This window comes from Marinobacter salinexigens, from assembly GCF_008370345.1.
Classification (GTDB): domain Bacteria; phylum Pseudomonadota; class Gammaproteobacteria; order Pseudomonadales; family Oleiphilaceae; genus Marinobacter; species Marinobacter salinexigens.
Window position 1 is genome coordinate 176,426 of record NZ_VTUU01000002.1, and the last position, 12,866, is coordinate 189,291.

The following is a 12,866-nucleotide window of genomic DNA, read 5'->3' on the forward strand; positions in this document are numbered from 1 at the left end:
AATGGATGACAGTTTCTGTCCTGGTCGTTGATGATTCAGGCTTTTTTAGAAAACGGCTGACGGAAATCCTGACCGCTTCAGGCCAGATCAAAGTGGTAGGCGCTGCTACCAATGGTCGTGAGGGCATTGAACTGGCGGAGAAGCTTCGTCCGGACGTCATTACCATGGATTATGAAATGCCTGTGCTTGATGGTATTTCTGCGGTTCGGGAAATCATGAAAAAGCGTCCTACGCCGGTGCTGATGTTCTCGTCGCTGACGTACGAAGGTGCCCGGGTCACTCTGGATGCTCTGGAAGCTGGAGCGGTCGATTTCCTGCCGAAGAATTTCGAGGAAATCGCCAAGGATAACAGCCAGCTTCAGAAGATCCTGATTCAGCGTATTCTGGACGTGGCCGGTAGTCGTCCGGGCTCCCGACCGACGCCTGCTTCTACGGCTCCCTCCAAACCGACATTGGCGCCAGCCGGATCTCGCCATGAAACTCCGGCAAGGGTGACTACCCGGTCGCCGCTTGGACAGCGCCCCCGAGTTCCTGAAAAGCCTCTGGTCGCCGAGGAACCAAGGCGGCCGGCCCGGAAAAAAGGACCTGCCAAACATTACAGTGTTGTCGGCATCGGTACCTCCACTGGCGGCCCGGTAGCGCTTCAGCGGGTGCTGACAACCTTGCCTGCCTCGTTCCCTGCTCCCCTTGTACTGGTGCAACACATGCCTGCCAGTTTTACGCCGGCGTTCGCGGAACGGCTGAACAAACTGTGCCGGATCGAAGTTCGCCAGGCTGAGGAAGGAGATATTCTTAAACCCGGTCTGGCCCTGCTGGCTCCGGGTGGCAAGCAGATGATGATTGAAAATCGAGGTGGGCAGGCCCGGGTGCGTATTCTTCCCGGCGATGAACGGTTGAACTACAAACCGTGTGTCGATGTCACCTTTGGTTCCCTGGCCCGGAGCTTTCCCGGCAAAACCCTGGGTGTGATCCTGACCGGGATGGGGGCTGACGGCAGGGAAGGGTGCCGGATGATGAAGCAGACCGGCTCGGATGTCTGGTCCCAGGATGAGAAATCTTCGGTGATCTACGGCATGCCAATGGCCGTTGCAAAAGCGGGGCTGTCTGACGAGGTATTGTCACTGGACGAGGTGGGCCCGCGACTCATTGAAGGTGTCTGCTGATGGACATCCTCAGTCTTCTGGGTATTGTTCTGGCCTTTGCGGCGATTCTCGGCGGCAACCTGCTGGAAGGCGGCGCTCTGGGTTCCCTGTTTAACGGACCGGCAGCGCTGATTGTGGTTGGCGGAACCTTTGCCGCGACGATTCTCCAGACATCCTGGCCGCTGCTGAAGAGGGCCTTTGCCCAGGCTCGTTGGGTATTTCTGCCTCCCTTTGTCAGCCTTGAGGATGGGATTGGCAAGGTGATCGACTGGAGTGTCAAAGCCCGAAAGCAGGGCCTGCTCGGTCTGGAAGGTCTGGCAGAAAAGGAGCCTGAGAGGTTCGCGCGTAAAGGTCTTCAGTTGCTGGTGGACGGCGCCGAGACGGAGACCATTCGCAGTATCATGGAAGTCGACCTCGAATCGCGCGAACAGCGCGATCTTGAATCGGCAAAGGTGTTTGAGGCCATGGGAGGGTACTCTCCGACCATTGGCATTATCGGCGCGGTCATGGGGTTGATTCAGGTAATGACCAACCTCGAAGATCCGCAGTCGCTGGGCGCAGGTATTGCGACCGCTTTCGTGGCAACTATCTACGGTGTTGCACTGGCCAATCTGCTGTTTTTCCCAGTGGCCAACAAGCTGCGCGGCATCGTCCGTGAGCGGACCCGTTATGAGGATATGATGATCGAAGGCATCATCGCGATCGCAGAAGGCGAAAACCCGAAATCCATCGAACTCAGACTGCGGGGCTTCCTGCAGTAACCATGCGCAGGCCAACTATGCGGCGCCGCAAGCAACCCCAGGATGACCTTCACAACAAGGAGCGGTGGCTGATCTCCTACGCGGATTTCATCACGCTGCTGTTTGCGTTCTTTGTGGTCATGTATGCGGTGTCGTCGGTCAACGAAGGCAAGTACAAGGTGCTTTCTGAAACTCTGACCGGGGTGTTTAATGCGCCGCAGCGATCCTTTCAGCCCATTGAAGTGGGCGATAATCCTCAGCGTTCCCTCAATACTCCCAGCGACGAAGTCATTATGCCTCCGGTGACCGAAGCCCCGAGGAATCCGGAGATGGATGCACAGGCGCGCACGGAAGCGTTGCGAGCCATGGCTGATCGGCTGGCACTGGAGTTTGACGAATTGATTAATCAGGGAGTGGTTACCCTGGAAACCAGCGACACCTGGCTGGAACTGAACCTCCCCAACAGCATGCTCTTTGGCAGTGGCGATGCGGAGCCCCACTACGATGCTTTTGAAGTGGTTGAAAAAATCGCGGTGGTACTCAGGGATCGTGACAATGCCGTTCGTGTCGAGGGTTTCACGGATAATCAGCCGATAAGTACCAATCGTTTCCCGTCAAACTGGGAACTATCGGTAGCCAGGGCGTCTGCGGTTGTTCGAATGCTGACGATGGAAGGTATTGAACCCGAACGTCTCGCGGCGGTGGGGTATGGGCAATACCAGCCGGTTGCCCGCAATGACACAGACGAGGGGCGGCGGCGGAACCGCAGGGTGGTATTGCTGATTTCCCGCGATGCCAGCATCCGTGGCGCCATGCGTTAGGCCTGCTCTCGGTTTCCGTGTATTCCGCCATTGGCATGGTTTCTGTATTACTCCCTTGTAATCAATTGAAGGCGGCAATAGCTTGCCGTTCTCTCCGTGAGTTGGAGCCTTCCGATTCAAGTCGGGACGTTTTCGGCCGATAAAACGGTAGGCCGTAATGAACACTGAACGCAGTGATGTATTTCTGGAGAAGCAAGCGTGCGAATCTGGGCAGTAGCCAATCAGAAGGGTGGAGTCGGGAAAACCACGTCGGTGGTTGCTTTGGGTGGGTTATTGGCCGAACGCGGCAAGCGGGTTCTGGTGGCCGATCTGGACCCCCACGGTTCTCTCACCACCTGGTTTGGATATGATCCGGACACCATTGCCCATAGCGTATTCGATTTATTCCAGCATCAGGGAAAGGTGCCTGACGGGCTTCCTGCTCAGCTGATTACGGATACCGGATGCCCCGGCCTGTCGTTGTTGCCTGCAAGTACCGCCCTGGCAACCCTTGAACGCCGAATGGTTGGGGTGGAAGGAATGGGGTTGATTATCTCCCGGGCACTGGCCCAGCTGTGGGATGATTTTGATTATGTCATTCTGGACAACACACCTTCTCTGGGTGTTCTCATGGTAAACGCGTTGGCGGCGGCCCAGCACTTGATTATCCCTGTTCAAACTGAATTTCTGGCTATCAAAGGGTTAGAGCGGATGCTGCATACCCTGCAGATGATTATGCGTTCGCAGAAAAACGAACTGCCGTACACGATCGTGCCAACCCTGTTTGACCGGCGGACCCAGGCTTCAGTCAAAAGTCTCAATCTGCTTCGTAAGACCTACCAGGACAATCTCTGGCGTTTTGCGATTCCCGTGGATACCAAGTTTCGTGATGCGAGCCAGGCTGGCAAAACGCCGTCCGCGCTGGACGCTTCTACCCATGGCGTAAGGGCCTACACCCACTTGCTGGATGATCTGCTTGCCCGAACCGAGGCCATGAAGGAACGTCAGCATGGCTGACGAAAAATTGACAAAGCTGGCTAGTCCGGCCAGCGCCATTGCCAGCTACCTCGACGATCTGTTGCACACAGCAACGGATTCGGCGCGTCTGGAAGACGCTGAGGAAGCGTTGCCACAGCTTCTTGTCCCCGAGCCCGAGCCCGAGCCCGAGCCCGAGCCCGAGCCCGAGCCCGAGCCCGGGCCAGAACCAGAGCCAGAGCTGGAGCCAGAACCCGCACCCGACGTTGCGGTTGCCCCCGCCGAGCCGGTCGCACCCGAGCCAAAGCCCGGGCTGATCACGCCGCCGAGCCGGCCGCATTGGTCTGAAGAGCCGTTCGAATGCCTGATCTTCACCGTGGCGGGGTTGCAACTTGCGGTACCGCTGATTCTGCTGGGCGCGATCCACCGTATTGAAGAAGAAATACGGCCAATCCCCGGCAGCCCCCGTTGGTACATGGGCATTCGTGCGGACCGCGATCATAACCTTCGGGTTGTGGATACTGCGGAATGGATTATGGCCGGGCGTGTGCCAGACGGTGCCAGGGACAATTATCGTTTTGTGATCCGCCTCGACAACAGTGATTGGGGGCTGGCCTGTGATGATGTGGCGCAGTCGTTTACACTCAGTCCCGACGAGGTGCGTTGGCGTACAGCGCGGAGCAAGCGTCCCTGGCTGGCGGGAACAGTGATTGATCACATGTGTGCCCTGATTGATGTGGGTACCATGTCAGATCTTCTGGTCCGGGCTGAGCGGGAACATCACCTCGATCTGAATTAAAAGAATACTTCAGTTACTCAATGAAACCGTGCATGACTGGCACGGTTTGTGCCCTTAACTATAGTATTGGGCACTGATGATGAATTTTTGACGATCAGGTTGCCCGCGAGGCAGCCACACAGGAGATCTAGCACTATGGCTTCCCCTAGCGGACAACCGAATCAGACCCAGGACGATCAGGTACTGCAGTATGTGACCTTCCGTCTGGATGATGAGACCTACGGTCTGAATGTCATGCAGATCCAGGAAGTGCTGAGATACACCGAGATTGCCCCGGTTCCGGGAGCACCGGATTATGTACTCGGTATCATCAACCTGCGGGGCAACGTGGTCACTGTGATCGATACCCGTCGCCGGTTCGGGCTGGCGGATGCGGATGTCACGGACGCCACCCGGATTGTGGTGATGGAATCTGCCAACCAGGTGATGGGTATTCTGGTGGATTCCGTGGCTGAGGTGGTCTACCTGAAGTCCAGCGAGATTGAAACTGCACCGAACGTGGGTAACGAGGAAAGCGCCAAGTTTATTCAGGGCGTGTGCAATAAGGATGGCGAACTGATCATTCTGGTTGAGTTCGACAAAATGCTGACTGAAAACGAATGGGCGGAAATCGCCGCGCTGTAACCCTTTGCAGCGATACCGGTGGACGCCTTTCGTCATTAACAACGGGAGACGTCCGTCATGTTTGCAGAAATTCCTTCCTATGTTCCCTGGGGTCTGACCGCCGCCGCGATTTGTCTGGTGTTGGTTCAGGGCGTGATTCAGGGCTGCCAGATCAGACAGCTCAGGGCCTCACTGAAAGAACGTTGCGATACCCTCGGCCGGGAACTCCATGCCACTGCCAGTGGCAGCATGGGCGTTGGCCAGCGGTTGGTGGCTTGTGAACGTCAGCTTCATGAGCTTCGGACAACCCAGGATGAAATGCGCCAGAATGATCCGCTCAGAATTTCCTATGATGAGGCATCACGCCTGGTTGATTTGGGTGCTGAGATCGACGATCTTATGAATACGTGCGGGATTTCCCGTCCAGAGGCCGAGCTGGTGTCAGCTTTAAGGAAGCGCCAGGCAGCCTGAAACGTCGTCGTTTAGGCTTTGCTTAATGAAAAAACTCTATCCGAGGGCCCTGGAGGCCCTCCTTGCTGTATCCCGCCACGAATTCGTCGCTGGTACGGACCTCGCCGGATCTATCACCGGCCACTCCATTCCCCGGGAAGATACTGTCAGCCACATACTTGACCTCATGCCGGAGGTGGAACCGGATCAGGTGGTTATGCACGTGGGCGGCGGCGCAGGCTATGTTGCTGCTGTGCTCTCCGGGCTGGCCCAGCGGGTCATCTACGTTGAGCGGAACGATGAGGTTGCCGAAGCGGCCAGAAAGCGCTTTTTCCGTCTCGGTAAACACAACGTGGATGTCATTCCCCGGCCGATCGAAGAGGCGCTGGGCCTCGATCAGCTTTGCGATGTTGTCCTCTGCACCACATTCCTGAAAGACCGTGCCGTTGTTGCGCCTTATCTCCGTGATGGCGGGCTTTTGGCTTGCCTGGAAGGAAGCGCCGGTCCTGTGCCCAGCCTGGCCATGTTCGAGAAGCGACATGGCAAACTTGAACGGGTGAGGACGCTGGGGTGGGTCGACTTCAATCGCAGTTCCGAGCAGATTCTGATTGATCTGGGCATTATCGACGAGCAACACCTGGCGGATGCCAAGCAGGAAGCTGAGAAGCAGAACTGCCGTCTGCTGGACCTTTTGCGGCGCAAACTCAATCTCGAAGAAATCGACCTGTACAAATCCCTCGGGCGTCAGCGGGGCATGGCATTCCGGGAAGGCGACGAGTTACTGAACGGACTCCGGCCGGAGCTCTTCCGTCGATTCTCACGTACCTTCCTCGACCTCTCCAGAATGATTCCGGTTGCCGAAGAGCAGGGCAAAATGGTGGTTGCGACGGATGATCCGGACGCGCGCACCGACCAGCTGGAGCGGATGACTCCAAATCAGAGTGTTGAATGTGTGCTGGTTACCCCGACGGATTTTCGACGCCTCTGGTCCGCGTTGGATCTGACGGTTAAAGGTCGTCATTTTGTTGCGGACCATGCACGCCACCCTGAGTCTGAGCGTGAGGGAGAACAGGGTGGCGGGGCACTGCTGGGTGATGACCAAAGCAAAAGTAATGGCCATGTCAGCCCCTATCTGGTGTCTGTTTATGAAGCCATTCTGCTGGATGCGGTGAGTGAGAAAGCCAGTGATATCCACATTGAGCAGTACGAAGGCCGCGTTCGGATCCGCCTCCGGGTGGATGGCGACCTTCACGACTTGCCGCAATACCAGCTGTCACCTCGGGAGATCAAAGGTGTCATCAACGTCATAAAGCTTCGTGCGGAGCTGAATATTGCCGAACACCGTCTTCCGCAAGGAGGGCGTTCCAGGCTCCAGCTGGCCAATATGGCCTACGACTTGCGAATTCAGACCCAGCCATCCCTGCACGGCGAAAACGCCATCATCCGCCTGTTGCCACAGACGGGCCGGGCGATGACCATTGCTGAACTGGGCATGTCGAAACACATCGGAAGCCGCTACCAGCGCCTTCTGGATAACCCGGCAGGCCTGGTTCTGGTGGTTGGGCCGACCGGATCAGGCAAATCCACAACGCTATACGCTGGCCTGCAGACACTGGCGGATGACGGGCGCCGAAAGGTAATCACTGTCGAAGATCCCATTGAATACTCCATAGACAACATTCAGCAGACCCGGGTCAGGACGGAAATCGGGTTTGGGTTTGCCGACGCCATGAGGGCGTTTGTGCGGGAAGATCCGGATGTCATTCTGGTGGGAGAAATTCGTGATCAGGAAACGGCACTGGAGGCCATCAGGGCTTCCCAGACGGGGCACGTGGTTCTCTCCACCCTTCACTGTAACGATGCCGTGGATTCGCTGCAGCGGCTTTACGACCTGGGGGTACACCCCAACTCGATTGCCGGGGAACTGCTCGCGGTGATTGCCCAGCGCCTGGCGAAACGGATATGTACCCATTGCCGAAAACCTGCAACGCCGGACCCGGCCATATTGGCCGAGCTCTTCCCGGATGGTCCTCCTGCAGATTTTCGATGCTTCGAAGGGAAAGGCTGTGATAACTGCAATGGTCGCGGCACCCATGGCCGGGTTGCGATCGTGGAATACATGGAAGTGGATTCTGATATCCGCAACGCTATATCAAGCCAGCCGCCGGTAGGGGAGCTTCGCTGGAGGGCGCTGGATGCCGGTCTGGTAACCATGCGTGATAGCGCACTCGACCACGTGATTGAAGGCCTTATCCCGTTGTCCGAGCTGCCACGGATCCTGCCCAGGGAGCGTATGGCGCCGGAAGTTCGTGGTGGCCGGAGGGGTAGTCTATGAAGAGTCATAAGGAGATGAAAGCTGCCCAGCGGGAGCCTGTCGAGGTGACCTACGCAGAGGAGCTGGCCAGGCTCTCAGCCGAAGACCTCGGCCCGGTGCCGGCCGGATGGCAGATGTCGCCACGGGCGGTTGAAAAGTTTGTGATGGGAGATGAATCTCTGGGGATAGAGCCGAAATTTGTGGCCGATCCAGCCATGGTGATCCGCATTATCATTTCCCTGTGTACCAGTCGCGGTTCGCTGCTGGTCGGGGAGCCAGGCACGGCCAAGTCCTGGCTGTCGGAACTGCTGGCGGCAGCGATCTCTGGGGTATCCACGCTCACCCTGCAGGGCGGGGCTGTCAGTAATGTGGGGCAGCTTCTATACAGTTGGAACGAAGCCATTCTCCGGACTGAAGGCCCGTGCCGTAAGGCGCTCGTGCCCAGCCCCCTGTTAAGGGGGATGATGGATGGCCAGATCGTTCGTTTCGAGGAGCTCGCCCGATGCCCTCAGGCCTTGCAGGACGCTTTGTTATCTGTGCTCTCGGACCGGGTTGTGGTCATACCGGAACTGGCAGGCGATGATGGCATTGTGCTTGCCCGGGAAGGATTTAATGTTGTTGCCACGTCGAACAGTATCGACGAGGGCGTGCATACCATGAGCGCCGCACTGAAACGCCGTATGGATTTCGAAGAGATTCGTCCGATACGGAATCTTCAGGACGAGATGGCGGTGGTGCTTCGGGAAGTCCGTAAAGCCAATCGCCGGGCCGGCATTGAGGTGGATCTGGAAGAGTCGGTGATCGAGGTATTGGTGACCATGTTCCATGAACTCCGTAGCGGCCAGACAATGGATGGGCGTAGTACCGATCGTCTGGCCGGGGCAGCACTGTCAACCGCGGAGGCGGTGTCAGTGGCGCATGCGGCCAGTCTTTCTGCCTGGTATTACGGAGGCGGAGCCATGACGGTAGAACAGCTGATGCATCACATTATCGGTTCGGCATTAAAAGATCAGCCAGAAGATCGTCGTCGGTTACGCCACTACTTTGAAACCACCGTGGCGCTTCGTACCGGTGACAACTGGCGCCAGGCATGGGAGATGCGATCACTGATCCAGTGATCCTTCTGCAGGCTGGTCGGGTCTGGTGTCCGAGGGCGTTCGGCCCCGGATATGGAACGCGAAAGCCAGAATTTCGGCGATTACCCGGTACAGGTTTTCCGGAATTTCCTCGTTCAGCGACAGGCGGGCAAGAATGCTGGCCAGTTCTGCATTTTCGTACAGGGGGACATTGTGCTCCCTGGCAATTCTGATGATTTCCTCGGCCAGTTCGTGGGTACCTGTCGCGGTGATGGTGGGAGCCTTTTCACCGTCGTACTTCAGCGCCACAGCGGCGTTGCTTCCGACCTCCGCCTGCTTGTCTGTCATGCCTTCGTGTCCACCAGTCTGTGTTCGAGTCGGGTTGGCGCACCCTGAGGCCTGCCCCGGCGGCACTCAAGGTCGGTTACCTCCAGCCCAAGGTCGGTCAGGCTTCGCCGGAGTAAGGGCAGCTCTTCATTGACCTGCCGGAGTGTTTCCTGGCGTTCCGCCCAGACCCGGGCACTGACGTTCTGTTGGCGCAACGAGACGTCAAAATGCAGCTGACCGGCGCTGTCCAGGTCCATTGCCAGGCTCAGGCGCCATTCGCTGCGTGCGGCCCTCGGTGTGCTGCGGCCTCTGCCGGTGTCCCGATCATGCTGCTCGATCCGCAACTGCGCGGTTCGGGGCTCATTCTGGGGTGTCAGCCAGGGCAGCTCGATCAGCAGGGTTGATGCCGGGGCGGGGCCTGCATCGCCGCCGACCCGGGCAGAAAGTACCTGGCTGTGCAACTGGTTCACAGTAATACGGTTCAGCATGCCAGCGAGCAGTCGCAGTGTCTGAGCGACCGTGGTGGGCTCGCTGCCTGCCGATGCCGTTTGAGTATTGGCCATGGCCTGTGGGAATTGCAGAGGTGCCTGAACCAGATCGGAGCTGGTCAGTGGGGTCAACCGGTTGAATGCCTCCGGCCCTTTATTCTGTTGTGCCAGAAGCGCAGTAATCATGCGTGTAATGGCGAGCTTCAGGTCTGGCAAAGACGCGGACGGTGCCTGTGTCAGCCGTGATTCCGCAAAAAGGCCACTTTCCGACAGCCACTGTTTTACCTGACCGGGGGTGGACTCATGACTCCCGGAACCCGGTGAAAGGCTGGAACTCGTCGGCAGGCGCGACAAAACCTGTGCAATGGCCTGGCGAGCCGCCTCGGGCAATGGTTGAGGTTGCACGGTGGAGGGCAGCTGGCCAGGTGCCAGCTCCGGCTTCAGCCCCTGGCCCAGACTGGTCAGAAGATTTGCGAGCCCCGCCTGCAGGTTGTGTTGCCATGGCATACGTTGAGCGAGGGCCTGAGCGATGCCCGCTTCCCGGGCCAGGCCGAGCTTGCCTATCAGCTGGAGTTCATTGCCTGCCCGCATAATCTTGACCCAGTCACCAGCCGAAATCTCGGTCTTGCCCGTCGCAGCCTGAACCAGCAGGGACTTGCCGCGTACATCAAGCAACAGCTCTGAAGCCCCGTTGCCTTGCTGCTGGATGACCTGAGTGACCCGTGCCAATGCCGTTTCGCGGTTGGAGAGCTGCAAGGCATCAAGTTGTTGGCGGGCGGATAGCCCGACAGACTCACGCGCAGGCGAGGCCGTATCGCCGCTTCCGGGCGGTGTGCTCCTGGATGAAGGCGAGGGCTGAGGTGGTGGTTGGCTGCCAGGTAGTTTCATTGCCAATGATTGATTCCGGACAAGAGTAATCCGTAAGCGCTTTCGTTATAATACGCCGCGCCGGCGATACTCGCCGTGAATAATGCACCCGATGCTGCGTAGCGCTGCATCGTCCTAGTTACGGGGCCCTGATGTCTGAGCCGTTACTACAGGCTGTCAATCTGCAGTGTGAAAGGGATGAGCGGGTTCTCTTCCGCAACCTCTCGTTCTCCATAGTGCCCGGTACGGTTACCCGTGTCGAGGGCCCGAACGGTTCCGGGAAAACAACGCTGCTCCGTATCCTGGCCGGTCTGAATGATGCCTGGTCGGGAGATCTGAAGTGGTGTGGTGAACCCCGCTCCAGCGTCCGCGAAGAGTTCCAGAGAAATATGCTCTACCTTGGGCACCGCCCGGGAATCAAATCCTTGCTTACCCCGATGGAAAATCTCCGGGCCCTGATGGCTGCGCGCCGCCCGATGCCTGATGACGTCCTGAGGCAGGCGCTGGCTGGTACTGGCCTTTCGGGGTTTGAAAATGTGCCCTGCCGTAACCTGTCTGCCGGCCAGCAACGCCGTGTTGCCCTGGCAAGGTTACTGATAGCCGATGAGCCGCTGTGGCTGCTGGATGAAGTGTTTACTGCCATTGACGCGGATGGGGTGAATGCCATCGAAACGTTGTTGCAGCAGCGGGCTGCCGAAGGCGGCGCTGTTGTGGTGACAACCCACCACGATCTCCGAATGGACGGTATGAAAAAGATCGTTCTTGGAGGGGGGGCTGCCGATGAATGCTGACGCCCGACCTGTTATCAAACCCATCCGTAATGGCGTTGGAGCCTTCGCTGCCATGAAGGCGGTTTTTGCCCGTGACCTGAAAGTGGCGTTTCGTCAGAAGCAGGATCTGCTCAATCCGCTGCTGTTTTTTGTCATGGTGGTGTCGCTATTCCCCTTGGGAGTTAGCCCGGAAGTGTCATTTCTGCGAGAAGCCGGTGCAGGTATCCTGTGGGTAGCGGCATTGTTGTCTGTTCTGCTTTCTCTGGACCACCTGTTTCGTCACGATTTTGACGACGGGACTCTGGAGCAGTTGGTGCTTCAGCCCCAGCCACTGTTCCTGCTGGTGCTGGCCAAGACCCTGGCACACTGGATGCTGACGGGGCTGCCCCTGGTACTACTGACACCGGTGCTTGGCGTAATGGTTCATCAGGAAGGGAACTCTATTGCGGTTTTGTGTCTAACGCTGCTGATCGGTACACCGGTATTGAGTCTGATTGGCGCAATCGGGGCAGCGTTGACCCTGGGGTTACGATCGGCGGGGGTGCTCTTGTCTCTGCTGATCATTCCGCTGTACATTCCCGTCCTGATTTTTGGCACGGGTACAGTTGCAGCGGCGGCGGATGGAGCATCCGTCGGAGCGTATGTGGCGCTGATGGCGGCGTTTCTTGTGTTGGCGGTAACGCTGGCACCGTTTGCGGCAGCGGCGGCTTTGCGAATCAGTCTGTCGAATGGCTAGGAATAACGTGATGATCTACGGGGAATTCCTCTGATGTGGCAATGGTTTCATAAACTGGGCTCACCCAAGTGGTTTTTCGGGATAGCGACCCGGTTCATGCCCTGGCTGCTGATTCTCGGGCTGGGCCTGCTGGCTGCAGGTATTGTCTGGGGACTGGCATTTGCACCAAAGGATTATCTGCAGGGTAACAGCTACCGTATTATCTTCATCCACGTCCCGACTGCCTTTATCGCCCAGTCTGCCTACATCATGATGGCCGTTGCGGCCGTGGTCACGCTGGTGTGGCGGATGAAACTTGCCGATGTGTTCGTCAAGGCGGTGGCACCGGTGGGTCTGGTCCTGACGTTCCTTTCCCTGTTCACCGGAGCCGTCTGGGGTAAGCCAACCTGGGGAACCTGGTGGATCTGGGATGCCCGACTGACCTCTATGCTGATTCTCCTGTTCCTGTACGGAGGCGTCATCGCGCTTGACCGCGCCATCAATGATGAGAAATCTGCCGCCCGCGCTGTTGCGGTTCTGGTACTTGTGGGCGTCGTCAACATTCCGATTATCAAATACTCGGTGGAATGGTGGAATACCCTCCACCAGCCCGCCACCTTCAAGCTGACCGAAAAGCCGTCCATGCCTGCAGAAATGTGGGTTCCGCTCGTGCTCTCGATATTGGGCCTGTATCTGCTATTCGGCTGGCTGGCCTGCCTGCGGATGCAGACCGAGATTCTCCAGAGGGAACAGCGGACAAAATGGGTTCGGGAAATGATCACAGCGGGGAGGAGCTGAGT

General features: G+C 57.9%; 14 protein-coding genes. 12 read left to right on the forward strand and 2 right to left on the reverse strand.

All coding sequences use genetic code 11. The features are described from left to right. The first annotated feature begins 5 nt into the window (after positions 1–5). The 9 genes from FWJ25_RS05295 to FWJ25_RS05335 all read left to right on the forward strand — a co-directional run bounded on the left by FWJ25_RS05295 (position 6) and on the right by FWJ25_RS05335 (position 8,941). Positions 6–1,163: a protein-glutamate methylesterase/protein-glutamine glutaminase gene (locus FWJ25_RS05295; protein WP_149599223.1), complete on the forward strand. Its 1,158-nt coding sequence runs from the start codon at positions 6–8 to the stop codon at positions 1,161–1,163. Then, a complete protein-coding gene (locus FWJ25_RS05300; protein WP_149599224.1) occupies positions 1,163–1,903 on the forward strand; it encodes a flagellar motor protein in 741 nt (246 codons plus the stop codon). Before FWJ25_RS05295 ends, FWJ25_RS05300 begins: the two co-directional genes overlap by 1 nt. Positions 1,904–1,920: 17 nt before the next feature. Then, positions 1,921–2,703: a flagellar motor protein MotD gene (gene motD, locus FWJ25_RS05305; RefSeq protein WP_149599616.1), complete on the forward strand. Its 783-nt coding sequence runs from the start codon at positions 1,921–1,923 to the stop codon at positions 2,701–2,703. Positions 2,704–2,901: 198 nt separating this feature from the next. Beyond that, entirely contained in the window at positions 2,902–3,699 is a 798-nt protein-coding gene (locus FWJ25_RS05310; RefSeq protein WP_149599225.1) for a ParA family protein, read from the forward strand. Continuing rightward, the gene (locus tag FWJ25_RS05315; protein ID WP_149599226.1) at positions 3,692–4,456 is read left to right on the forward strand and encodes a chemotaxis protein CheW; all 765 of its coding nucleotides are present in this window, start codon (positions 3,692–3,694) and stop codon (positions 4,454–4,456) included. Before FWJ25_RS05310 ends, FWJ25_RS05315 begins: the two co-directional genes overlap by 8 nt. A gap of 135 nt (positions 4,457–4,591) precedes the next feature. Then, on the forward strand, positions 4,592–5,080 hold the full coding sequence (locus tag FWJ25_RS05320) for a chemotaxis protein CheW (RefSeq protein WP_149599227.1): 489 nt from the start codon (positions 4,592–4,594) through the stop codon (positions 5,078–5,080). 57 nt (positions 5,081–5,137) lie between these two features. Then, positions 5,138–5,530: a DUF2802 domain-containing protein gene (locus FWJ25_RS05325; RefSeq protein WP_149599228.1), complete on the forward strand. Its 393-nt coding sequence runs from the start codon at positions 5,138–5,140 to the stop codon at positions 5,528–5,530. Positions 5,531–5,555: 25 nt separating this feature from the next. Continuing rightward, the gene (locus FWJ25_RS05330; protein ID WP_149599229.1) at positions 5,556–7,844 is read left to right on the forward strand and encodes an ATPase, T2SS/T4P/T4SS family; all 2,289 of its coding nucleotides are present in this window, start codon (positions 5,556–5,558) and stop codon (positions 7,842–7,844) included. Further along, positions 7,841–8,941 carry an ATP-binding protein gene (locus FWJ25_RS05335; protein WP_149599230.1) on the forward strand — a complete coding sequence of 367 codons (1,101 nt, stop codon included), beginning with the start codon at positions 7,841–7,843 and terminating at the stop codon, positions 8,939–8,941. The genes FWJ25_RS05330 and FWJ25_RS05335 overlap by 4 nt, the downstream gene beginning before the upstream one ends. Here the strand turns inward: FWJ25_RS05335 and FWJ25_RS05340 are convergent. Beyond that, entirely contained in the window at positions 8,927–9,247 is a 321-nt protein-coding gene (locus FWJ25_RS05340) for an EscU/YscU/HrcU family type III secretion system export apparatus switch protein (RefSeq protein ID WP_149599231.1), read from the reverse strand. The genes FWJ25_RS05335 and FWJ25_RS05340 overlap by 15 nt on opposite strands. Then, positions 9,244–10,602 (reverse strand): flagellar hook-length control protein FliK, encoded by a 1,359-nt coding sequence (gene fliK / locus FWJ25_RS05345; RefSeq protein ID WP_149599617.1) that lies wholly within the window; start codon positions 10,600–10,602, stop codon positions 9,244–9,246. Before fliK ends, FWJ25_RS05340 begins: the two co-directional genes overlap by 4 nt. 131 nt (positions 10,603–10,733) lie before the next feature. On the opposite strand from fliK, the gene ccmA reads away from it, so the two are divergent. The 3 genes from ccmA to FWJ25_RS05360 are packed head-to-tail and all read left to right on the forward strand — an operon-like array spanning position 10,734 to position 12,864. Further along, the gene (gene ccmA / locus FWJ25_RS05350) at positions 10,734–11,372 is read left to right on the forward strand and encodes a cytochrome c biogenesis heme-transporting ATPase CcmA (RefSeq protein WP_149599232.1); all 639 of its coding nucleotides are present in this window, start codon (positions 10,734–10,736) and stop codon (positions 11,370–11,372) included. Beyond that, positions 11,362–12,087, forward strand: coding sequence for a heme exporter protein CcmB (gene ccmB, locus FWJ25_RS05355; protein ID WP_149599233.1), 726 nt, complete (start codon positions 11,362–11,364; stop codon positions 12,085–12,087). Before ccmA ends, ccmB begins: the two co-directional genes overlap by 11 nt. A 33-nt stretch (positions 12,088–12,120) precedes the next feature. Next, on the forward strand, positions 12,121–12,864 hold the full coding sequence (locus tag FWJ25_RS05360) for a heme ABC transporter permease (protein WP_149599234.1): 744 nt from the start codon (positions 12,121–12,123) through the stop codon (positions 12,862–12,864). Positions 12,865–12,866 lie beyond the last annotated feature (2 nt).